General features: G+C 71.6%; 21 protein-coding genes. 8 read left to right on the top strand and 13 right to left on the bottom strand.

Annotated elements, in window-relative coordinates:
* Nucleotides 1-50: 50 nt before the first annotated feature.
* Nucleotides 51-1,865: a hypothetical protein gene (locus ABIA38_RS32310; RefSeq protein WP_424642436.1), complete on the bottom strand. Its 1,815-nt coding sequence runs from the start codon at nucleotides 1,863-1,865 to the stop codon at nucleotides 51-53.
* Between the two features lie 502 nt (nucleotides 1,866-2,367).
* Between ABIA38_RS32310 and ABIA38_RS32305 the strand changes: the two genes are divergently transcribed.
* Nucleotides 2,368-3,522: an isochorismate synthase gene (locus tag ABIA38_RS32305; protein WP_424642435.1), complete on the top strand. Its 1,155-nt coding sequence runs from the start codon at nucleotides 2,368-2,370 to the stop codon at nucleotides 3,520-3,522.
* 23 nt (nucleotides 3,523-3,545) lie between these two features.
* On the opposite strand, the gene ABIA38_RS32300 is transcribed toward ABIA38_RS32305, so the two are convergent.
* Nucleotides 3,546-4,493, bottom strand: a complete 948-nt coding sequence (locus tag ABIA38_RS32300; RefSeq protein WP_424642434.1) for an NAD(P)H-binding protein — start codon at nucleotides 4,491-4,493, stop codon at nucleotides 3,546-3,548.
* Between the two features lie 91 nt (nucleotides 4,494-4,584).
* Between ABIA38_RS32300 and ABIA38_RS32295 the strand changes: the two genes are divergently transcribed.
* Both ABIA38_RS32295 and ABIA38_RS32290 read left to right on the top strand, forming a co-directional pair.
* Nucleotides 4,585-5,541, top strand: a complete 957-nt coding sequence (locus tag ABIA38_RS32295) for an AraC family transcriptional regulator (protein WP_424642433.1) — start codon at nucleotides 4,585-4,587, stop codon at nucleotides 5,539-5,541.
* Between the two features lie 135 nt (nucleotides 5,542-5,676).
* The gene (locus ABIA38_RS32290; protein ID WP_424642432.1) at nucleotides 5,677-6,216 is read left to right on the top strand and encodes a hypothetical protein; all 540 of its coding nucleotides are present in this window, start codon (nucleotides 5,677-5,679) and stop codon (nucleotides 6,214-6,216) included.
* A 36-nt stretch (nucleotides 6,217-6,252) separates the two neighbouring features.
* Here the strand turns inward: ABIA38_RS32290 and ABIA38_RS32285 are convergent, their stop codons facing one another.
* From ABIA38_RS32285 to ABIA38_RS32270, 4 genes are all read right to left on the bottom strand, one after another.
* Nucleotides 6,253-7,101 (bottom strand): inositol monophosphatase family protein, encoded by an 849-nt coding sequence (locus tag ABIA38_RS32285; RefSeq protein WP_424642431.1) that lies wholly within the window; start codon nucleotides 7,099-7,101, stop codon nucleotides 6,253-6,255.
* A 410-nt stretch (nucleotides 7,102-7,511) separates the two neighbouring features.
* Nucleotides 7,512-8,438, bottom strand: coding sequence for a LysR family transcriptional regulator (locus tag ABIA38_RS32280; RefSeq protein ID WP_424642430.1), 927 nt, complete (start codon nucleotides 8,436-8,438; stop codon nucleotides 7,512-7,514).
* A 161-nt stretch (nucleotides 8,439-8,599) separates the two neighbouring features.
* Nucleotides 8,600-9,337, bottom strand: coding sequence for a class F sortase (locus tag ABIA38_RS32275; protein ID WP_424642429.1), 738 nt, complete (start codon nucleotides 9,335-9,337; stop codon nucleotides 8,600-8,602).
* Nucleotides 9,330-9,836: a hypothetical protein gene (locus tag ABIA38_RS32270; RefSeq protein ID WP_424642428.1), complete on the bottom strand. Its 507-nt coding sequence runs from the start codon at nucleotides 9,834-9,836 to the stop codon at nucleotides 9,330-9,332. The genes ABIA38_RS32275 and ABIA38_RS32270 overlap by 8 nt, the downstream gene beginning before the upstream one ends.
* Nucleotides 9,837-10,190: 354 nt before the next feature.
* Here ABIA38_RS32270 and ABIA38_RS32265 point away from each other — a divergent pair, with 354 nt between their 5' ends.
* A complete protein-coding gene (locus tag ABIA38_RS32265; RefSeq protein ID WP_424642427.1) occupies nucleotides 10,191-10,928 on the top strand; it encodes a chitinase in 738 nt (245 codons plus the stop codon).
* A gap of 107 nt (nucleotides 10,929-11,035) precedes the next feature.
* Here the strand turns inward: ABIA38_RS32265 and ABIA38_RS32260 are convergent, their stop codons facing one another.
* Together ABIA38_RS32260 and ABIA38_RS32255 are read right to left on the bottom strand one after the other, a co-directional pair.
* Nucleotides 11,036-11,281 (bottom strand): hypothetical protein, encoded by a 246-nt coding sequence (locus ABIA38_RS32260; protein ID WP_424642426.1) that lies wholly within the window; start codon nucleotides 11,279-11,281, stop codon nucleotides 11,036-11,038.
* Nucleotides 11,278-11,427, bottom strand: coding sequence for a hypothetical protein (locus ABIA38_RS32255; RefSeq protein ID WP_424642425.1), 150 nt, complete (start codon nucleotides 11,425-11,427; stop codon nucleotides 11,278-11,280). The genes ABIA38_RS32260 and ABIA38_RS32255 overlap by 4 nt, the downstream gene beginning before the upstream one ends.
* Nucleotides 11,428-12,096: 669 nt before the next feature.
* Between ABIA38_RS32255 and ABIA38_RS32250 the strand changes: the two genes are divergently transcribed.
* Nucleotides 12,097-13,302: an acyl-CoA dehydrogenase family protein gene (locus ABIA38_RS32250; protein ID WP_424642424.1), complete on the top strand. Its 1,206-nt coding sequence runs from the start codon at nucleotides 12,097-12,099 to the stop codon at nucleotides 13,300-13,302.
* Nucleotides 13,303-13,446: 144 nt separating this feature from the next.
* Here ABIA38_RS32250 and ABIA38_RS32245 read toward each other — a convergent pair whose 3' ends face one another.
* The 4 genes from ABIA38_RS32245 to ABIA38_RS32230 form a co-directional block, all read right to left on the bottom strand.
* The gene (locus ABIA38_RS32245) at nucleotides 13,447-14,190 is read right to left on the bottom strand and encodes a hypothetical protein (protein WP_424642423.1); all 744 of its coding nucleotides are present in this window, start codon (nucleotides 14,188-14,190) and stop codon (nucleotides 13,447-13,449) included.
* Entirely contained in the window at nucleotides 14,187-15,068 is an 882-nt protein-coding gene (locus tag ABIA38_RS32240; protein ID WP_424642422.1) for an ATP-binding cassette domain-containing protein, read from the bottom strand. The genes ABIA38_RS32245 and ABIA38_RS32240 overlap by 4 nt, the downstream gene beginning before the upstream one ends.
* Nucleotides 15,065-15,472: a GntR family transcriptional regulator gene (locus tag ABIA38_RS32235; protein WP_424642421.1), complete on the bottom strand. Its 408-nt coding sequence runs from the start codon at nucleotides 15,470-15,472 to the stop codon at nucleotides 15,065-15,067. The genes ABIA38_RS32240 and ABIA38_RS32235 overlap by 4 nt, the downstream gene beginning before the upstream one ends.
* Before the next feature lie 431 nt (nucleotides 15,473-15,903).
* The gene (locus tag ABIA38_RS32230) at nucleotides 15,904-16,110 is read right to left on the bottom strand and encodes a cold-shock protein (RefSeq protein ID WP_020554951.1); all 207 of its coding nucleotides are present in this window, start codon (nucleotides 16,108-16,110) and stop codon (nucleotides 15,904-15,906) included.
* Between the two features lie 675 nt (nucleotides 16,111-16,785).
* Between ABIA38_RS32230 and ABIA38_RS32225 the strand changes: the two genes are divergently transcribed.
* A complete protein-coding gene (locus ABIA38_RS32225; protein ID WP_424642465.1) occupies nucleotides 16,786-17,469 on the top strand; it encodes a heme oxygenase (biliverdin-producing) in 684 nt (227 codons plus the stop codon).
* Between the two features lie 126 nt (nucleotides 17,470-17,595).
* Here the strand turns inward: ABIA38_RS32225 and ABIA38_RS32220 are convergent, their stop codons facing one another.
* Nucleotides 17,596-18,441, bottom strand: a complete 846-nt coding sequence (locus ABIA38_RS32220) for a M55 family metallopeptidase (RefSeq protein WP_424642420.1) — start codon at nucleotides 18,439-18,441, stop codon at nucleotides 17,596-17,598.
* A 509-nt stretch (nucleotides 18,442-18,950) separates the two neighbouring features.
* On the opposite strand from ABIA38_RS32220, the gene ABIA38_RS32215 reads away from it, so the two are divergent.
* Together ABIA38_RS32215 and ABIA38_RS32210 are read left to right on the top strand one after the other, a co-directional pair.
* Complete coding sequence (locus tag ABIA38_RS32215) at nucleotides 18,951-19,523, top strand: exonuclease domain-containing protein (protein WP_424642419.1); 573 nt, start codon at nucleotides 18,951-18,953, stop codon at nucleotides 19,521-19,523.
* A 677-nt stretch (nucleotides 19,524-20,200) separates the two neighbouring features.
* On the top strand, nucleotides 20,201-21,619 hold the full coding sequence (locus ABIA38_RS32210; RefSeq protein ID WP_424642418.1) for a glycoside hydrolase family 25 protein: 1,419 nt from the start codon (nucleotides 20,201-20,203) through the stop codon (nucleotides 21,617-21,619).
* The last annotated feature ends 394 nt before the right edge of the window (nucleotides 21,620-22,013 follow it).

The following is a 22,013-nucleotide window of genomic DNA, read 5'->3' as shown; positions in this document are numbered from 1 at the left end:
CCCCGCAAAGCCGCCTCTCTTCCCAATCCACCCGGTCCTCCGCGGTCGCCTCAGGGCGCCAACCTGAGACTTGACACCTCAAGAGTGTTTTGCTCCGAGAGGAGTGTGTTGCGGCTTTCCAAGTGCTCGAGCAGTCCGCGTGATTGGGCCTGGGCACGTCTGCTGTGACGGGTGTGGCTCGTGACGCTTCGAACCCCGAGAACCCGCCCGACCCCACGAAGGGCCGCCTCCGCCAGACACACCTCGAATGCCGTGACCGTGTGCGCCACGAGTTCGTCGACGTCGCGATCCGGATACGTCTCCATGAGCCGCGCCGTGAAGTCGACGTGTCCATACCAGGATCGGTCGAGTTCCTCGCGGAACAGGCCCGCCGAGCGCGTACGCCATGCCTGGTCGGCTCCTGCGTACGCGTCCGCGTAGGAGAGGGCGAGCGTATCCACCGTGACCGGACGGCGGAGCGGGCGCCCGGCCCGGGCCAGGCCGGGCGCGGCCGGTTCGAGCAACCGGGCGACATCGGCGGGTGGCAGGCCGGCCGAGGCGGATGTCCTGGCCCGCTCGGCCCGATACCTGTCCTCCTGCTCGCCCAGCCCGGCCCACCAGCGCAGCCGGCCCGCGTCGTGGATTCGCACAGACTCGATGTACTCGGCGTGCTGTTCGTCGATGCCACGAAAAGCCATCGGCCGAAGATCGACGACGGGGATCCCGTACAACGACGCCAACTCGGCCCGGAAGGACGCGATCAGCCGGCAATGGCCCCGGATCACCGCGTACTTGCGCAGGTGATCGCGGATGTTGACCACGGTGTGGATCCGTTCCGCGCCGTGGATCGGCAAACCCTCCTTGGCCGTCAACGCCAGGACCAGCGCGCCCTTGAACGCCACACCACCGAATGCGTCGATCTCCGGCCTCGGCTCGACGCGTTCCTCGACGATGTCGTAGTCGACGCCGTCGTGGAAGCAGACGAGCGCCCGAAGGGCCAACTCCGCGTCGATGGCCAGCGCCGTGCGTGCGGTCGGCGAGCTGAGGTCGGTGAGGCCGAAGCGGTCGGCCAACTCGGCGAGGGCGTGCGGCGTCGGGCGAACCACACGCTCGAGCGAATCGGAGACCGTGTAGTCGGTGACCCGGACGATCTTCTCGGCCCACTCGGCGAGCGCCGCGTATCTGGCTTCGTCCACGGTCGGCGACCAGGTGTGGCACACCTCGACACCACCGGACTCGATGACCATGGTGTCGACCTCGTCCACGAACGCCACATGTCGATCGTTCGGGAAGCGGTCGTGGCCGAGGTGGCGCAGGAGCAGTGCGTCCCCGAGGAAGGTGTCCCGCGCCGCGTACACCACATCCGTCGAGTATCTGTGCCGCATCTCGTCCGCGAGGGACGTCGTGGACCGCCCCGGTTCGCGCGGGGTCAGGTGCACGGCGGTGATTCCAGCGAAGTCGAGGTATTCCCGGGCGATTCGGTGGTATCGCGAGGCGCGGTCGTCGTCCAGGGCGAAGACGTGTACCCGGCGGCCGGACCGGACGTGGGCGTGGATCGCGACGATCGAGGCGATGGCGAAGTCGAGGCCCCGGTGGATTTCGGTGCGATCGAGGACCGCGCCGTCGATCATCGCGGCGACGGAGACGGTGAAGTCCGTACCGAACTCCCCGTCCGTACCGAACTCCCCGTCCGTGCGACGGGACAGCGCCTCGATTGCCGCAGCCAGGAAGTCGGGGAGCGCGGTGGGGTCGCCCTCGGTGGCGAACGCCCGCCCGTGTCGGCGTAGTTGCTCGCGCAGCTCGGCGGTGGCAAGTTCGGCGAAGGCGAGTCGCCGGCGGGCGACCTCGCCGGGATCGACATCGGCGGCGGCAGGCAAGTCGTGCATCGGGCTCCCGCCTCGGATCGGTGTCGATCGGATCTCCGAGAACGATCCTGGCGCACCTGGCGCCGGAAAGCGTGGGGGAGTCCATCGATCGACGGCGATCGGCGTCGTGCCCGCCGAGGCGATTCCCGACCTCGCCGGGGTGCGTCGGGGCGGGTCGGGGTGGTGGGTGTGGCGCTCGGTCGGGGTGGGGTTTCGGGTGCCCCCCGGGGCGAGTCGTGCGGCGTGCGGACGGTGTTGTCGTGCGCCCTGACGTGAGTGCACCACCTCTGTGCGCCCTGTCGGTGGGGGGCTTCGGGTGTTGGACTACTGGCGGACGGCGGTGTCTCGGAGGCGGGGAAGGGTCGGGGATGTGTGGGTGGTCGGGATCGAGGGACGACGTGGGACAGCGGTATGGGCGACCCGGCTCGTGGCCGGCCCGGACGACGACGAACGTTTCGCCATGACCGAGGTCGCCGGCGCGCTGCCCCGCGGCTGACCCCTTCGCGCACACCAGGAGTCGACGATGCGCCACCACGGTCCGGCCGCCTTCCTGCTCGCCACGCCGCGCTACATCCTGCGCGCCCACCCCGGCCCACCACTCGCGATCCGGCCCGGGCCCGGCCAGTTCACCCGCGCCGCGCTCACCGCCGAACGGGCGCTGCGGCACGCCGGTCCGGGGCAATGTGTGGTCGGCGCGCTCCCGTTCGACGAGAGCACCCCGGCCGTCCTGGCCATCGGCCGGCTGCGCAGCTCCGCCCGCACCACCGTCGCCGTCGCGCCCGCCGCCCGCACCGCCCGGCCGCCCATCGCCGACCCCGGCTACCTGGCCGCGGTCGGCGAGGCGATCCGCCGACTCCGCGCGGGCGACGCGGAGAAGGTCGTCCTGGCCCGCAGCCTCACCCTGACCGGCCACGTCGACCCCACCACCACGCTGCACCGGCTGCATCGCAACAACCCCACCGCGCACGTCTTCCACGTCGACCTCGAACCCGGCCGCCAACAACAACACCGACGCATCCTGCTCGGCGCCTCCGCCGAACTGCTCCTGGCCCGGCACGGCAACCACCTCCTGCTCAACCCCCTCGCCGGCAGCGCCCCACGCCACCACGACCCGATCCGCGACCGCGCCCAGGCCACGGCGCTCCTGAACTCGACCAAGGACCTGCGCGAACACCGCCTGCTCGTCGACGAGTTGCGCCACCGGCTGACGCCGATCTGCGGCCTGCTCGAAATCCCCGAACAGCCCCTGGTCGAGGCCGGCCCCCGGCTGTGGCACCTGTCCACCCGGATCCGCGCCCAACTGCGCCCACCCGCCCCCAACGCACTGACCCTGGCCGCGCTCCTGCACCCGAGCCCCGCCGTCTGCGGCCTGCCCCGCACCGCCGCCCGCACACTGATCAACCGCCTCGAAACCCACCCGCGCGGCTACTACGGCGGCCTGATCGGCTGGATGGACCGACACGGCGACGGTCGCTGGGTGATCGCGCTGCGCTGCGCCGAGGCCGGCCCGCACGGCATCCGGCTCTGGGCCGGCGCCGGCATCCTGGCCGAATCCGACCCGCGCACCGAACTCGCCCGCACCGGCGCCAACTTGGCCACCATGCTCGACGCGCTCACGCCGGTCGCCAACAGACCCCGCAACGCCCGGGGCGCGCCGCTGAACCACGGTGCGTCGTAGCGCGCCCTCGGCGTCGGCCCGGGTCAGGCCCAGGCGCCCGCCGCCGCCGCGCGGATCGCGAAGGTGGTGAAGTCCGTCGCCTCGCGGCCGAGGACCCTACGCACACCGTCGGCGGGGGCCGCCAGATGACCGGCGCGCATCGTGGTGAACATCGCGCCGATCCCGGCCGCGTCGGCCGGTCGCCAGCCCTCGGCGACGAGTTCGGCCTCGTACTCCTCGGACGTCAGCTCCACGTACCGGATCGACCGTCCGCTCGCCCGCGCGATCGTCTCGACGGCCGCGCCGAAGGTGAGCGCCTCGGGCCCGGACACGTCGACGACCCGACCCGTGTGGCCGTCCCGGGTCAGTAGCGCCGCCGCGACCTCGGCGACGTCCTCGACGTCGACGAACGGCTCCGGGGTGGCCCCGATCGGCAGTGCGAGCCGGCCCGACCTCAGCGGCTCCCGCCACAGGTCCTCGGTGAAGTTCTGATCGAAGTTGTTCGCCCGGATGATCGACCACTGTGCGCCGGACTCGCGAACCGCCCGCTCCGCGGCGATCATCCCCGCGCCGAACTCGGCCGAGACGTGGTCCATGCCCCGCCCGGAGAGCACCACGAAACGAGCGACGCCCGCCGCCGTCGCCTGCGCGACGAAGTCGGCCACCGGCGCGGGGTCCTCCGGCGCCACCAGGTAGACCGCCTTGGCGCCCTTGGTCGCGGCCGGCCACGAGGCGGGCTCGGTCCAGTCGAACCGGGTGTCGCCGGAGCGGGAGGCGGCCCGTACCGTGCGCCCCTCGGCGCGCAGTCGGGCGACCAGGCGGCGACCGGTCTTGCCGGTGGCGGCCAGGAGGAGGATCTCGTCCGCGAGGTGCGCGGAGCGCGTGGAGTGCGCGGGGTGCTGCGTGGGGTGCGTTGGGTGCGTGGGGTTCGCCGGGCCCGCAAGGCTCGCGGGGTTGGCATGCGTCGTCGAGGTCGGCTGTTCCGTCGTCATGCACCACAGTCAACTCCCGCTCGGCGGCGGCGGACATGGGCGCGCGTACGGCACGCATGTGCGTTCGTCCGGACCGCCTATCGTGGTGCGCATGAACGACCCGCTCGACGATCTGCTGCGCGGCGTGCGTGCCAACGGCGCCGTGCTCGCCCGATCGGTACTGGAGCCGCCGTGCGCGATGCGCTTCACCGCGGGCGCGCCGCTGACCCTGTTCATCCCGCTGCGCGGCGCGGGCTGGATCGTCGGGCCGGGCGACGGCCGCCCCTACCGGGTCGGCGTGGGCGAGACGGCGGTGGTCCGCGGACCCGAGCCGTTCGTGTTCACCGACGACCTCGCCGCGCTCGACCGGCCGGAGCTGATCTGCGACGTGTGCGCGGATTCCCCGCCGGGAGCGGAGAGTCCGGCGCCGGCGGCGGGACGGACGGTCGTCCTGGCCGGGACCTACCACGTCGGCGGCGAGGTGCCGCAGCGCCTGTTGCGCGTACTGCCGCCGGTGGCCGTGGTCGCCGACAGCGAGGACTGCGGCGCGCTGCTCGGCTACCTCGAGGCGCAGGTCCTCGCGGTTCCGGCAGGCCGGCAGATCGTCCGCGACCGGCTGCTCGACTGGTTGTTGGTCTGCACGCTGCGCGACTGGTTCGACCGCCCGCAGGCGGGCTCGCCCGCGTGGTACCGCGCGCTGGGCGACGACATCGTGGGCACGGCGCTGCGCGCGGTACACGCGGCGCCGCAACGCCCGTGGACGCTGGCCACGTTGGCCGCCGAGGCGGGCGTGTCCCGGACCACCTTCGCGAAACGTTTCCACGGCCTGGTGGGCGCGACCCCCGGCGCCTACCTGGCCGAGTGGCGGATGACCCTGGCCGCCGACCTGCTGACCGAGCCCGACGCGACGGTGGCCGCGGTGGCCCGCCGGGTCGGCTACGCGGACGCGTTCGGGTTCAGCGCGGCGTTCAAGCGGGTGCGCGGAGTGAGCCCGAGCGCGCACCGGGCCGGCACGGCGCCGGCGGGCGCACAGGCGGGTGCGCAGGCGAGCGTCGGCACCGTGGGGTGAACGCCGGCGCGCGCCGGATCCCGGGCCGCGGATTCACCTCTTCGGGTGCTCGTGCGGGAAACGCCGGACCGGCCCGGGGCGCGGTGCCTAGCCTCGGGACGATTCGGCCGACCGGCCGACCCCAGGGGGGATGCCATGCGCCGCCTACCGACCGCCGTAGTGGCCGGGTTGGTCCTGTTGTCCGCCGCCGGCTGCGACTCCTCGGGGTCCGACCTGGTCGCCGCCACACCCAGTAGGGCCCGCGCCACGGCCCCGGCGTTCCCGACACCGGACACCATGCCGACGGCCGACCCGTCGTCGCCGTGGTCCCCGTCCGCTCCGTCGTCCCCCTCGATCACCGCCGACGACGGCACCGACCTCGACGCGTGCCGCGACGGCACCTGCCGGATCTCCGTCTTCGGCCCGGTCACGCTGCCGATCGACGGCAAGCCGTACGTGATCTCCGTGCAGTCGGTGACGGCGGGCAAGGTGGGCTTCCGCGTCGACGAGGGGCCGGGCGCCTACGTGGCCGGCGATCTCGGGGTCGGCTGCGTGGCGTACATCTATCCGGGCGGGTTCATGTCGGCCTGCGCCGGCTCCACCGGCCCGAACTTCCGGGACCAGGGCCCCGGTAGCTACCTACGCGTACTGGCCGCCCACGACGACACCGCGATCCTCGACCTGACCTCGACCTGACCTCGACCCGACCTCGACGTGACGCCGCGTCCGGGCCTACCGGTCGGCCGCCGTCTGGTTCGCGACCATCGCCAGCAGCCTGGCATGCGTCTCCTGGTCGGCCGCCGCGATCAGCCCGCCCGCGCCGGAGTGCAGCGGCTCGCCCCGAAGGTCGGTCACCACACAGCCGGCCGCCTCGCACAGCGCGAGGCCGGCGGCGAAGTGCACGCTGTCCCGCAACGGGCCGTCGGTGACATAGGCGGCCCGGCGGCCGGCCGCGACCCACGCCACCGCGAGCGTGCTGGAGACCACGCGCGGGCGGAAGTGCTGCTCGATGAACTCCGGCTCGGTCAGCAGGCGGGCCGCCAGGAAGCCGGGCGCGTTCGGGAACGGCGGGTCGAGATTGAGGTCCACCAGGCGTGCGTCGGCGGACGGGGCGAGCTGCTCGTCCACGCCGTTGCGGCGGACGTGGGCGCGGCTGCCGTCGGTCCAGAACACCTCGTCGTTGAACGGGTCGGCCACCGCGGCGGCGGTGACGTCCGGGCCGACCCGCAGCGCGACGTTCACCGCGACCAGCATGTTGTGTACGGCGTAGTTCAAGGTGCCGCACAGCGGATCCACCAGCCACCGGCGCCGCGCGTCGGCCGCGCCGGACTGCCCGCTCTCCTCGCCGGTCACCGCATCGTCGGGGCGGGCATCGCGCAGGATGTCGAGGATCGTCTCCTCCGCCGCGAGATCGGCGGCCGTCGCGAAGTCGCCGGCGGACTTGGCGAACCGCGTGGGCGACGTCCCGTACATGTCGCGGACCACGGCCGCGCCGGCCCGGGCTGCGGTCAGGGCCAATCCGGCGTCGGTCAGGGCCGATCGGGCGTCGGTATCCGTCTTGTCCGTGGGATCCGTGGTCATGATCACCAGCAACGAAGAACAACCAGTGGCCTATTCCAGTGATTCCGGTGCGGCTGTCGATATCGCGGCCACGACCGCCGCCGACCGGGGATCGCGGGACGTTCGATGCCGCGACGATGGACATCATCCGCCGACACCGGTTGCTCTCCGCACGGCCATGCGTACGCCAAGTACCCGGGAGCCCGCGTTGTTGTACTCCAACCGGGGGTTGTGCGGCGGCACTTGCACGGTGAAAAGTGGTTCCCGTGGGCGCCGACTCCCCCCGTGGTCGGTCCCCACGAGCGGCCCTGCGCCCGGCCCCCCGTCCGGGCGCCGGGCCGCACCCGAATTCGGCGGCCCGAGGCCGGAGGCTCGAAGTCGCCGCCGATCGGCGCGCCGAGCCGACCTGTTGGGGCCGGTTCAGGCCGGTGTCATCCGGTCCTCGGGCTCGCTCCGGTGAGGGTCGCATTCGGTGGGGTGAGGGCCGGGGCGATTTCCACGACCACGTCGGCGAAGGCTCGGATACGTTTGTCGGGGTCGTCGGAGGTGCGCCACACCAGGGCGTGTTCGACCGGTGGCAGGTCGGTGACCTTGGCGAACACCACGTCCGGGCGCTGGTAGAGGAGCGGGAGTTGGGCGTCGCCCGGGGCGATGGCGCGACCGGCCGCGACCAGGGTCAGGACTTCGGCGTAGGTGCCGCACGGTTCGGGGTATCGATGGAACTCCCGGCCGCCGGGGGTGTGGCGGGGCATGTGGAAGTCGGTCCAGTAGGCGGGGACGGAGCCGGGCAGGCCGACGAAGGTTTCGCCCGCGAGTTCCTCGGCCGAGATCTCGGCCCGCTCGGCGAGGCGGTGGCCGGTCGGCAGGCACATGTACCTGGGGCTGCGGGTGATCACCGGACCCACCGTCAGGTCCGGCTCCTCGATGGGCAGCGGGAGCAACAGCAGGTCGGCGGTACCGTCGGGCAACTGCGTCGCGTGGTGGTGCAGTTGGGCCTCGATCACGCGTACCGCGCAGTCCGGGTTCCGGCGTTCGAAGACGTTGTGCGCGGCGGACACGAAGCGGCCGGCCTGGGTGCCCATGAAACCGACGGTGAGGGTGCCGGTGATGCCGCGCCCGGCGAGTTCGGCGCGGTCCAGGGCGACGCGGATGCCCTGGTACAGCGGCAGCAGGTCGTCCCGCAGGCACCGGCCGACCTCGGTCAGCGCCACCCGTCTGCTGGTGCGGGCGAACAGGGTGACGCCGAGCCGTCGTTCGGTCTTCTTGACGGTCTGGGTGACCAGCGCGGGCGAGATGTGCAGTCGGGCGGCGGTACGACCGAAGTGCAATTCCTCCGCGAGCGTCAGGAATATCTCCATTTCGGCCCGTTCCATCATTCCGCCCATTCCCGCCGATCCGACACGTGGTGTGCAGGATCCTGCCCTATCGTTCACGGACGCTGAACAATGGGTGCGGCGGCGGGCTTCCGGGCGGGGGAACGGCCGGTCGCCGACATCGCGGTGGATGTCGGCGACGCCGGTCAGCGGGAGCCGGTCAGGTGGGCGAACAGGACGGTGTTGTCCTGGTAGCCGCCGTGGGCGCGGTCGTAGTCGCCGCCGCAGGTGATCAGGCGCAGTTCGGCCCTGGCCACGTCCCCGTAGATCCGCTCGGTCGGGAAGTCGGACTTGGTGAAGCGCTCGACGGCGTCGACGGTGAAGATCGCCGTGCTCTGGTCGGCGCGGCGGATCTCGACGATGGCGCCGGCGCGCAGCGTGCCCACGTCGAAGAACACCGCCGGGCCGGAGGACGAGTCGAGGTGGCCGACGATCACGGCGGGGCCGAGTTCGCCGGGGGTGGGCCCCTGGTCGTACCAGCCGGACCTGCGGTCGCCGTCGGCCGGCGGCACCTTGACGGCGCCGTCGTCGTCGAGGCCGACCGCGGTCACCGGTGCGTGGAGGTTGATCTCCGCGACGTCCACACCGACCGGTTCGGCACGGGGCAGGATCGGGCCCTGCGGGGCCGGCGAGGCAGGTGCCGATGCGCCGGCGTCGGCGGGGGGCGCGTTGGTGCCGCCGTCGGCGAGGGGGGCCGGCGCGGCGGGTGCGGAAGCCGGCGCCGTGGCGGTGGCCTTGGCCCGGGGCGCTGCGGTGGCCGCCGCGGGCGGGCGTTGCTCCTGGTAGCCGAGTACGGCGAGGTAGACGCCGCACACCATCGCCGCAACGGCCGCCGCCAGGACGAGGCGACGGCCGAAGCGGCGAACGAAGGGTGCGTCAGCCACGCAGGCTGCCCCGACGCAGCGCGAACGCACCGGCCCCCGCGCCCGCGACGGCCAGCGCGGCACCCATTCCCATCAGGGTGTTGTCGTTGTGGGTGCTGCCGCCGGAGCCGGCGGCGACCGCGCCGACCGGGTGCCGCCTGGTCTGCTTGCCGACCACCGGCGCGGGCTTGTGCTTGACCGGCTCCGCCTTGTGGTTGTGCACGTGGTGGTGGATGTGGGTCACGTTGGTGATGTTGTTGATGACCGGCTTCTCGTGGTGGTGGTGGGCCGGCTTGACCGGCTTCTCGACGTCACATTCGTGCCGGCAGTGGTGGTGCCCGGACCCGATCTTGGCGACCGACTCCTCGTGGTGTCCGGCGATGATGCCGGACAATCCCTCGCCGCCCTTGACGTCCTTGGTCTGCGGGCCGGGACCTTCAGTGGCAGTGGCGACGCCACCCATCGCCACGGCGAGCAGGCCCGTGGCCACGGCGGTGCAGAAAACACGAGTGGTACGCATCAGCGTTTGTCTCTCCTTCGCAGAGCCGGCACGTGATCGGCAACCCGATGAGGAACGCGACGGCAAACGAAAGGGTTGCCTGAAGTGCTCGGAAAATCACGTGTTGAGGCTTTATATGACACTTATGGAGGATTGGGTAGGGCTATCCGGCCGCCGGCGCGGGGCTTTGGCGATGTCCCGGACCGGGCGCGCGGCTCGGGTCGATCGGACCGTCGGTTCGAGGCCAACTCGTATGACTTATGGGCTCGTTCGGGTGAACGGCCGAGATCCGCCATCGATTCGGTCGGCCGGCTGGTGGACTTGGCCGGTCCCGACCGCGTCTCGCGGTCCCTCCTGTCGCGTAGGGAGACCAGCATGTCCGTACGTCGTGTTCTGGCCGTCGCCACCTCGGCCGCCGCCGTGGCGGCGCTCGCCGCCGTCGCGCAGACGAACGCCTCGACCGCCATCGGCGCGGAGACCGGCGCCACCGCTTCGTTCGTGGTCAGCCAGTCGCAGTTCGACAACATGTTCCCGGGGCGGAACTCCTTCTACACGTACCAGGGTCTGACCGACGCGCTGAGCGCCTATCCCGCGTTCGCCAACACGGGTGACACGAACACCAGGAAGCGCGAGGCCGCCGCCTTCCTGGCCAACGTCAGCCACGAGACCGGCGGTCTGAAGTACGTCGTCGAACAGAACAAGGCCAACTACCCGCACTACTGCGACAAGTCCCAACCGTACGGCTGTCCGGCCGGCGAGAGCGCCTACTACGGCCGCGGCCCGCTGCAACTGAGCTGGAACTTCAACTACAAGGCCGCCGGCGACGCGCTGCACATCGACCTGCTGCACGACCCGTACCAGGTCGAGAGGAACGCCGCCGTGTCCTGGAAGACCGGCCTGTGGTTCTGGAACAGCCAGCGCGGCGCGGGCTCGATGACCGGGCACGACGCGATGGTCAACAACAAGGGCTTCGGCGAGACCATCCGCAGCATCAACGGCGACCTCGAATGCAACGGCAAGAACCCCGACCAGCGCAACGACCGCATCAACCTCTACAAGAAGTTCGTCGGCGTCCTCGGCACCGACGTGGGCGGCGGCAACCTCTCCTGCTGACCCCATGGGGAACGGGCCCCGGCGCACGGCCACCGGATCGTATCCGGCCGCCGGCGCCGGGGCTCGGCGGTGTGCGACGTCGGCGAACCCGGTGCGGGCGGCGGGGGTTACCAGGACCATCCTTCGTGGCGGCCGATGCGGATGGCCAAGGGGGTCGGGGCCTGGGGGAGGCCCTGGGGGTCGCCGGTGAGGAGTTCGGCGCAGGGACCCGGGCAGGCGAGGAGTTGGGCCGCCGGGGTGCCTCCGGTGACCACGGCGTCCTGGGCGGCGCGCAGGTCGGCGCCGCAGGCCGCGCAGGCCAGACCGGCTCGTTGGTCGCCGGTACCGGGGGTCGCGGTGGTGTCGTGGGTCATGCGGACCGGTCCGCGGCGGTGTGGTCGAAGGCGGTGTCGTCGAAGGCGGTTTCGTCGGAGCGCCCGGTGCGGCGTTCGCCGCGCGATGCCGGTGCGTGCGGTTCGGGCGTCGCCTGGGCGGGGAACTGTGCTGCCGCGCTTGTCATGGGTGTTCCGTTCTTCGCGGGCCGGGCCGTCAGGGGTTGGGTGCGGCGGCCGTGACAGTCTTCCAACGACTTGCCATCCGAGTGGTCACGGACCGGCCGCGGCGATCTCCCCGAACGGGGGCTTTGGTTCCGGCGTCGGGTGGGTGGGATTCAGGGGCGCCGTGCCGCACCCGGCGGTACATCCTGGCCGTGAGTGGTTCACCGCGCATTTCGGCACGGCACGGCACGGCACGCACGGCCCGACTGGGAGTGGGCGAGTGCACGATCCCGGTCGGGCGCGGGCGACGCGGCCGAGTTCTTGACGCGGCCGAGTTCTCGATCATGGCGCCACACACGTTCAGGCACGTCCGGCAGGTCGGGCGAGGGGCGCCTCCGCCGGACGTGGTGATTCCGGTCCGGAGGAGGCCCGGCGAGCCGGCCCGGGTGGGCCGGCCTGCACACCGTGCCGCACCGTCGGGGCCGGTTCGGTCGCCGGACCGGAACCATCGGTTCGGCCCAGGGACGCTTTCCCGCCGGAAATGGATTCGCTCTTGACGGTGTGCTCGCCGGCGGCGCAGGCTGACACCCGGTCGCCGGCAGCTGCTCACCGGTGGCGGCAGACTGCGCAATCCGCTCGTAGCCGGACCCGCGTCCCATGCCCACCACCCTCCACCCGGAAGGGAGCAGGCTGTGACCATCAGCCCCGCTCAGGCCTCGGACACCGCGCCCACGCCCGAGGAACTCCTGGCCCGGATCAGGGACTTACAACCCCTCCTGGCCGCGAACAGCGCGCGCGGCGAACAGGATCGCCGCGTCGTCGAGGAGAGCATCACCGCGCTCACCGCGGCCGGCGCCTTCAAGCTCGGCCAGCCCCGCCGGCACGGCGGCAACGCCGGTACCGTCCGCCGGATGCTCGACGTCTCCGCCGCCGTCGGCGAGGCCGACGGCGGCACCGCGTGGGTGGTGGCCCTGTGCAACATCTGCGCGTGGGCCGCCGGGCTGTTCCCCGAGCGGGCCCAACGTGAGGTGTGGGCGGACAACCCCGATGCCAGGGTGGCCGGCGCGCTGGTCCCCACCGAGCAGACCGTCAAGGTCGCCGGCGGCCTGCGGGTGAGCGGACGCTGGTTCTACAACTCCGGCTCCTGGCACGCCGATTGGGCCGTATTGGGCGCCCTCGTCCCGGACGAGCAGGGCACCGTCGTCGACCAGGTCATGATGCTGATCCCACGGGCGGATCTCGGCATCGAGGAGACCTGGTTCGTCGCCGGGATGTCCTCGACCGGATCCAACTGCCTCACCGCAGACGACGTGTTCGTCCCCGACCACCGGATCCTGTCGCTGCCCGCCGCGCTGGACGGGCGATACCCCGTCGAGAACCCCGAGGAGGCGCTGTATCGCGCCGCCCTCGTCCCGATGCTCGTACTGCCCCTGGTCGGCCCCCAACTCGGCCTGGGCCGCCAGGCGTTGCGCCTGGTCGAGAGCAGCGCCGCGACGAAGGGGATCGCCTACACCCAATTCACCGCGCAGGCCGACTCGGTGGCGTTCCAACTGCAACTCGCCGAGGCCGCCCTGTTGTTGGACACCGCCCACCTGCACGCCTACCGCGCGGCCGACGACATCGACCGGGCCGCGCGGGAGGGCGGTCGGCTCGACGTACTGCGCCGGGCCCGGGTCCGCGCGGACAGTGCGTGGGCGATCGAGCACGTCACGAAGGCGATCGACCTGCTGATGTCCGCCCACGGCGCCGCCGGCTTCGCCGACACCAGCCCGCTGCAACGGATCTGGCGCGATTCGGCGGTGGCCGCGCGGCATGCGGTGACGCTGCCGGCCGTCAACTACGAGATCTACGGCAAGGCCCTGCTCGGCCGCGACGACCAGATCACGCCGCTGATCTGACGTGTGGTCCGAGCCATCGTCCGGCTCATCGTCCGGCTCATCGTTCGCGACCCATGATCCGGCTCACCGCTCGGCCCCTGATTTGACCCATCGTCCGACCCATCGTCCGACCCATCGTCCGACCCATCGGACGCCGGCGGATCGTCAAGGGGTCTGCCGGCGGGTCGCGAACCAGCCCGCGACGAGGGTCGCCACCGCTACGGCGGTGCCGATCCCGGCGTACCCGAACTGGTAGAGCCAGAACGGGTCGGAGTCGTCGTCCGAGCCGGCCGCGACGAACGGTCCGCCGATCCCGAGGATCACCGCCAACGTGCCGACCAGGGACACCGCCAGCGCCGGGAGCGTACGCCGCAACACGGCGCCGGCGGTCACCCCGAACGCGAACGCGACCAGTGCGTCGACGGCCGGGGAGAATCCCATCGCGTGGAACCACGGCCACCGGGTGATCGAGCCGCCGCGGCCGAACGTGCCCTCCAACCGGTAGGCCACCGTGCCGGTCACCGCCCCGGCCAGGACCAGGCACCCGCCGACGGCGGCGACCTTGGTCGTGTACCAACGTCGCCGGGACACCGACTGTGACCACGCCACCAAATGGGTGCGCTGCTCGATCTCCCGAGCCACCAGCGGCGCGCCGAGCAACGCACCGCAGACGACCGCGAAAGCGGGCAGCCCCGTGGCGAGCGTATTCATCAGCGTGCGGTAGTCGTCGACGAAGGGCCCGCACACGTGACGCACCTGCCCGCTGCCCAGGTCGCACTGGACGGCCACGGCGCTCAGGTCGCCGTCGGCGAGGTGGTCGAGGAACAACAACCAGCCCGCCAGCGCGACGAGCGTGGCCAGCAACCAGAGCACCTGGCCGCGGTGTTGGAGCCAGATCAGCCGATTCATGTGAGCGCCTCCGTCGCGTCGCCGCGGGTGTTGTCCAGGTAGCCGAGGACCAGTTCCTCGAACGTCGGCTCGCTGTCCTGCAATCCGGGCCCGCTCAGCGTCGCGCTGCCCGGTCGGATCAGCGCGCTGCTGCGGCCGGCGCCCGCGTACGCGCTGACCACCTGCCACTGCCCGTCTCCGGGTTCGGGGACCACCCACCCCGCCGGCCCGCTGACCACGCGGTGTTCGTCACGCAGGTCGTCGATGTCCCCGGCGAGCCGGATCCGACCGTCGCGCAGCACCACCAAGTGGTCGCAGATCCGCTCCAGTTCGGCGACCACGTGCGAGGAGAACACCACCGCGGCGCCCGATTCGGCACACGCGTCGAACATCGAGGCCAGGAACTCGCGTCGGGCGAGCGGATCGAGATTGGCCAACGGCTCGTCCAGGAGCAGCAGTTCGGGACGTTTGGCGAGCACCATGGTGAGTGCGACCTGGGCCCGCTGGCCGCCGGAGAGTGCGGCGATCCGGGCGCGGGGCGGGATGTCGAGGCGGCGGATCCGCGCGGTGGCCATCGCCATGTCCCAGCGCGGGTTCAGCTGCCGGCCGATCTCCAATACCTCCGCCACCCGCAACCTCGGCCACAGCGGCGAGTCCTGGGCGACGAACCCGATCCGGTCCAGCCGCTGTCCCGGCGGCGCGCCGGCGATCCGCACGGTGCCGGTGGTGGGTTGCAGCAGGCCGGCCACCGCGTGCAGCAGGGTGGTCTTGCCCGAGCCGTTCGGCCCGACCAGTGCGACCACGCTCCCGGCCGGAACTTCGAGCGCACACTCGCGCAGCGCCCAGGTGTTGCGCCGGTAGCCGTGCCCGAGGTCGGCGCATTCCAGGATGGCCGTCATGCCACACCCCCGCGGGCCAGATCGTCGGTACGAGTGTCGGGTTCGTCGAGCGCGACCGCCAACAACGACCGCATCTGCTCGGCCGTCAAGCCCTGTGCGCGGGCCTTGCCCACCCACCGGCTCAGCGACGCCAACAACGCCGGCGGCAGGTCCATCGGCCGGGTCGCGGGCGAGGCCGCGACGAACGTGCCGCGCCCCTGCTGGCTGTGTACCACGCCCTCGTGTTCGAGCTCGCGATACGCCTTCGCCACCGTGTTCGGATTCACCGCCAGCGCGTCCACCACCTCCTTGACCGTCGGCAACTGGTCACCCGGCCCCAACCGCCCGAGCAACACCTCCTGCCGCACCTGTTGCATGAGCTGCCGATAGATCGGCACCCCGGACCCGGCATCGAGTCGAAACACGCCCACCTCCCCGAAGAACCAAAGTACTAGAAGAGTAGGGAAGTGAAGGTCTGGAGGCAAGGGTTCTGCCGAGGTGTCCCGATGCGGTGGTCGTGGACATGCCAACGGCCCCGAGGCGCGGCCACGTTGCCGCTCGACGGGGGAGCGGTGGTGGCCGGCGGCTTCGGGGCCGGGATAGGTCGGGCAGGGGTCGGTCAGGGGTCTTCGTACGCGGAGCCGAGGCCGAACGGTGGGCCCGGGCTCGGGCCCGGGCCGAGGTGTTACGGCGGCCTCGCGATGTGGGCCCCGGGCGGCGGGGGCGGGCCGGCGGCGGTGCGGCGGTCACCACCGGCGGAGAGGCCGGGCGTCGTGACGCCCGCGTACAAAAAAACACCGTGCGGGGCCCGTCGCCCAAAGGCGCGAGCCCCGCACGGTGTGCGGTGCGTGGGACCTCAGGCGGGGACGATGTTCTCCGCCTGCGGGCCCTTCTGGCCCTGGGTGACGTCGAAGGAGACCTTCTGGCCCTCCTGGAGCTCACGGAAGCCCTGGGCGGCGATGTTCGAGTAGTGGGCGAAGACGTCCGGGCCGCCGCCGTCCTGCTCGATGAAGCCGAAGCCCTTTTCCGCGTTGAACCACTTCACGGTGCCAGTGGTCGCCATGTCGTTCTCCTTCATGTGGGAAGCAGTACCGGAATCCACGTCGTGCGATTCCGCGTCGCCGCACGGAGCCCATCCGGAGATGACCGGTAAAACAAAAAATGCACCCACGGATCACGCCCGTCAGGTGCACACAAAGTTCATGGGTACCACAACTGCAACTGGGTTCAAGGTAGCACGGATAGCGACGAAGACCGGGACGGATGTCGGCAGACACGCCGACTCCGCACCGGAACCAACCCGGAACCAACCCGGAACCAACCCGGAACCACGCCGAGTCGACGGGGAAGCCGACGGGAGCTCGGCCGAGGAACGCCGCGATCGGCGACGAGCGGCTGCGGCAGGACCGCGCCGGTCAGGCCGGCCGCGCCGGCCAGGGCGGCCAGGCCGCTTGGGCCGCGTCGATTTGGCGGGCGTGAGCCGGCCCGGGTGGTCGGGATCGCAGACTCCGGGGCGAGGTCACGACATCGCCGGCCCGCCGGGGGGTTCGTGTCGGCGAGGTCTGGACACGCCGACGGTCGGGTGACAATGCCGAGTCGCGGGCCCGGATGGACGTACGACTGGTGTGCGCGTCCCGACCGGACGCCGCGGTATGCGAAGACTTTGGAGGAGGTTGCCGTGGAGCCGAGGTGGCCCGCAGCGGGTCGTGCCGAGGGTTCGGCGTGCCTGTCCGAGCGGATGCGGATTGCGATGCGGGCCGAACATGAGAGCACCCGGCAGTCGCCGTTCATGGCCAACCTGCTCGGTGGTCGGTTGGATGCGGTGTCCTTCGCCGCGCTGTCGCGCCAACTCTTCTTCGTCTACCGTGAGTTGGAGGCCGCCGCCGAGTCCCTGGCCGATCATCCGTTGGTGCGCCCGCTGTTGGACCCCGTGCTGCTGCGGGTCCCCGCGTTGGAGCGCGACCTGGCGTATCTGGACGGGCCGCACTGGGACCGAGCCCTGGTTCCGCTCCCGGCGACCCGCGTCTACTGTGCGCGGGTACGCGAGGTCGCGCGGGAGTGGCCGGCCGGCTATGTGGCCCACCACTACACCCGGTACATGGGCGACCTGGCCGGCGGCCAGATCGTCCGGGGCTTCGCCGCCACAGCCTGGGGCCATACCCACGAAGGCGCGCTGTTCTACCACTTCGAACACATCCGGGACCCTGGCGCGTACCGCCGCCGCTACCGCGCCGCCCTGGACACCCTGCCGGTGGGCGAGGACGACGCCCACCGCGTCGCAGGCGAGGTCACCCACGCCTTCCACCTCAACAACGCGCTGTTCCGCGATCTGGCCGCGCGCCATGCCCCCGCCGCCGGCGCCGCTCCCGCCGCGTCCTCGGACGGGACCGGAAAAGGTTCGACTCGCGCAGGACTCGCGTAGCCGGTGCGCCGAGCAGAGCCCACCCCGCGGTGACCGAGGCGGCGAACACGCGAACTCGGCGCCGGCGGACCGAGATTGCTCTCGCCATCAACGGCCGGCCATACCGCCACTGCTCGACCCCGGCTACTACCGCGCGGCCATCATCGGCAGCCGTGACCGCGCCGAGTGGGCCGCGATCGTGGCCCAGACGTTGATCAGGCCGATCACCTCGTCCGGCCCGGCCGCCGCATAGCGCACGGTCAGCGGGTTCACCCGTTCCGCGCCCGGCACGGACGCCGCGAGTTCGGCGGCCAGCGGGATCTGGAAGCCCACCTCGAAGAGGAACTTCTCGGGGAGCGGCAACGGTTCGACCTTCGCGGACTTCTCCACCGCCGCCGCGGCGCCGGCCCGGATCAGATCCTGCGCCACGGCCGGATGCACGCTGTTCGCCGCGGTGATTCCCTCGGCCGTCTTGACCGGGACGGTGATCACCCCGGGGAACGCCTGCGCCGTCGCCGCGCAGACCTCGTTGTCCCCGGTGACCAGGCCGACCGGGACGCCGTGCTGCGCCGCGAGCAGGGCGTTGACCTCGGCCTCGGTGACGGGACGATTGTTCAGGCGTACCGACGCGAAGTCGGAGGAGAAGGTATGCGCGAGGACGCCCGGCGCGCCGGCCGCCGCGTGATAGCCGATGAACAGCGCCACCGAATGGTTGTCGCCGAGGCCGTGCGCCATACACTGGGCCTTGGGACTGCCCTGGATCACCCGGGCCCGCCGGTCCAGGTCGCGCGCGATCAGGTTGTCCATCGTGCCGTGGCTGTCGTTGATCAGTACGTTGTCCGCGCCCGCCGCGAACGCGCCCTCGATCGCCGCGTTCGCCTCGCCGGTCATCATCTCCTGCGCCCGGGTGTAGCCGCCGCCTCCGCGCACGATCTGGTCGATGGTGGCGATGCCCGCCACGCCTTCCATGTCGATGGAGATGTATACGTCCATGTGGGTTCTCCCTTTCGTTGCCCTGCTCGGTCGGCCGGTCGGCTGCTCGGCTGCTCGGCTGGTCGGCTGGTCGGCGGGGTGCGCGCGGCACCCTGCCGAGGGTCACCCACATCGCCCCCGGCGGGCGTCGGCGATCCGGACAGGTTCGGCGGCGCTTCTTCGTCGGGGACGACAACCGGGGGCGGGCGGGATCGGGTGGATCGGGCGGGCCCGATGGACGGCCCTTCCGGTGCGATCTCCGCGAATGCCGGCCGGTACGAGTCCAATTGGACTCATGGGCCTGCGCTCGTATAGCTACTGGCTACGCGGGCTCGCCCTGTCGCACCGGCAAGGGCAGGGTGGCGATCGAATACCACACCGCCCAGTCCCGCCTCGTGGCTCAACTCGCCAAGTCCCTCCCGGTGGCGACCCCCGCCGTGCGCCGCCCGGGGGTGGCGGCACCGCCGCATCCGCACCGCAGCAGGAAAACCCAGGTGCTCCGGCCGCCACTCGTCCCTACGCTTCCCGCCATGGACAACACCGGCGCCGAGCGGCTCCTGAACGTCGTGGATGTCGAAGCCACCTGCTGGGCCCGCGGCGAACCGCCGGGCGCGGTCAGCGAGATCATCGAGATCGGGCTGACCGTCGTCGACCTGGCCACCGCGGCGCGCCTCGCCCGGCACCGGATCCTGGTACGTCCCGTCCGGTCCACGGTCGGCGAGTTCTGCACGGAGTTGACCGGCCTCACGCAGGACGAGGTGGACGGCGGGGTCGACTTCGCCGAGGCGTGTCGGCTGCTGGCGGCCGAACACCACGCCGGGTCCCGCCCGTGGGCCAGTTGGGGCGACTACGACCGCAACCAGTTCACCCGGCAGTGCCAGGACACCGGGACGCCCTATCCCTTCGGCCGGCAGCACACCAACGCCAAAGCGGCCTTCACCGAGGCATTCGGCCTGCGCAAACGCCCCGGCATGGCGCGGGCCCTGGAGATCGCCGGGCGGCGACTCGAAGGCCGTCACCACCGGGGCGACGACGACGCCTGGAACATCGCCGCCCTCGTTCTCCACCTGTCCGAGCGGGGCGTCTGGCCGGATCCGTGCTGACCGCGCCGGGCATCCCTCTGCACGCGGAGGCCGAACAGCAGATCGGGGCCGGGGCACTGCCGCGGGACCATCACGCCGCCCTGACGCAGCAGATCGAGCAGGCCGGTCCATCGCTGCGCGCCCGGCACGATCCCCCGGGGCGATCGGCAGCCACCTCATCGTCCGCGTCTCCAACGGTGCGGTGGCCCACCGGGTGACACGTGCGCGCTCGCCGAAATGGCGCCCTGGCCCAACCTCTTGTACGCGCGCAGCATGCCGGACTCCCACTGCCTGCTGGGCCGAGACCGATACGCTGAACGGCGCCGGACCGGCCCGGAAATCGCCCATGCACTCGACCTGCTCTCCCGGCACGTGCGGGTCCACCTCGATCCACGCCGGACGGACGACCGACCGACCGACGCACGTCGGTCGGCGAGATCCTGATCGCCGCAGCTCGCGCCGACTGTCCTCGAACCATCCACCGACGGGAAAAGGCACATGCTCATTCACGGTGAACGGCTGCGACTGACGGCGGCCAGGTGGACCCGTGCTCGAGGCGGTGGCGGCGGGTCCGGTCCGATGTCGTGCCAACTGCCTGTTCGCAATGGTGCTTTCGGACTTTGGGCCCCAATGCGACACGTGTTCACTAGCATGGTGTGGCGGGTGCGCGACGACTCATGGCTCGAGGAGGGCCGCGTATGGCACTGGCCAGGGGATATGACGTCTCCGACTACCAGTCGTCCATTCCGGACGACGCCGACTTCGTAATCGTCAAGGCCACCGAGGGCCGGCGAACGGCCCAGCACACCTATCACGCGAAGGTCGCGGCGGCGCGGCGGCGCGGACTGGCGCTCGGCCACTACCACTTCATGCACAGCGAGAACCCCGTAGGCGATGAGGTCGACTTCTTCTGCGGCACGGTCGGGGACCTGCCGGCGGGCGAATTCCTGGTGCTGGACTTCGAGCCCTACAACCAGGGGCGGAGCGACGCGGCCTGCACGGCGTGGAAGGACACGTGGCTCGCCGCTGTCAAGGGGCGCTATCCCGGCCGCCTGGTGGGGATGTACACGAACCTGGACTGGTGGCATCGGACGAACGACACGTTCGGCGACTTCCTGTGGATCGCGGACTATCAGCGGGCCGCCGGGAACCCGGCCGTTCAGGCGCCGTGGAAGTTTCACCAGTACGCCGAATCGCCGCTCGACGTCGACGTCTACAACGGCTCGGCCGACGACCTGCGGGCCTGGCTCGGGGCGGGTTCCGCGCCGTCCGCGCCGCCGCCACCACCGCCGCCCGCGTCCGGGCCCCGGTCGTGGGAGCGGCTCGTCGACCATGTGCAGTCGATCCCGGAGGGCATCTACGAGGGCCACAACGACACCGACGGCTGGGACAACCACACCGAGTGGGGGCGGCGGTTCGGCGAGGACGGCGTCCCGTGGTGCGTGATCTTCGACTGGTGCATGTACGACGACGTCGGGCTCGCGGACCTGGTGCCCAAGGTCGACAACGTGGACGTGTTCAGCGACTGGGCGCGCGCTCGTGGCCAGTGGTCGGAGTATCCGTCGGTCGGGGCGTGGGTGAACTTCTCGAACGGCGCGCACACCGAGCTGGTACTGCGGTTCGACGACACGTACGTATGGACCAAGGGCGGCAACACGCTGCCGACGGGCGGCGACGGCGGCCAGGGCAACGGCGTGTACGCGCACCGCAACCTCCGCCACGACCCCAAGATCGTCGGCTACTTCGCTCCGAACTTTCCGGACGGCTGCCCGCCGACCGCCGACCCGAACGACTATCGCGCGGGGCGTGCGACCCCGCCCGCAGAGGAGGCCGAAGTGACACCCGACGAACTGCTCCACACGAAGGTCCCGGCGGCGGCGCTGCCGTCCGGCTACGTGCCGGAGGTCTGGGAATTGCTGCGTTCGGGAAGCTCGTACCTGGAGCCGGCCCTGGCTGCACTGACGGCGAAGGTGGCCGAGATCGACGGGAAGATCGCCGCGCCGACCCCGGTGCAGGTGGACACGGCGGCGTTGGTGGCCGCACTCAAGGACCCAACGGTAATTTCCGCCCTGGCCCAGGCGTTACTGGCGGAGGCGGCGGCGCGGTTGAAGCAGTGAGGTAGGGCTGGGGCGAGGGAGCACGTGCCGGTGGCGAGGTGCAAGCGATGGGGAACGCTGTTACTCACCGGTAGAGCCCCAGGTCAGGCAGTATCTGCCCCACGCGTGCGGGGATGCCCCCAGGGGGAGGGCGGGCCGCCACGAACATGGCGATCTGCCCCACGCGTGCGGGGATGTCCCCACCCACGCCCGGGCCCTGCCTCAACTCGCGTTTATCCGCCCCGCCGGCGCGAACCCGCCTTGGACCTCCCCGTCCCCGAGTTGGTGTCGTGGCCCATAGACGCGTGGGTCGTTGGTGCTGTGGGATGGCTGGCGTTGCCTGGTTCCGGTTCGCATCTGCGGGGTCGGGAGCGGGAGTTCGGAGTTCGGCTGTACACCCCTGTGCTGCGGCGGC

The organism is Embleya sp. AB8 (assembly GCF_049739465.1).
Taxonomy (GTDB): Bacteria; Actinomycetota; Actinomycetes; order Streptomycetales; family Streptomycetaceae; genus Embleya.
The sequence above is the reverse complement of the archived record's forward strand: the minus strand, read 5'-3'. Positions and strand labels throughout refer to the sequence as shown.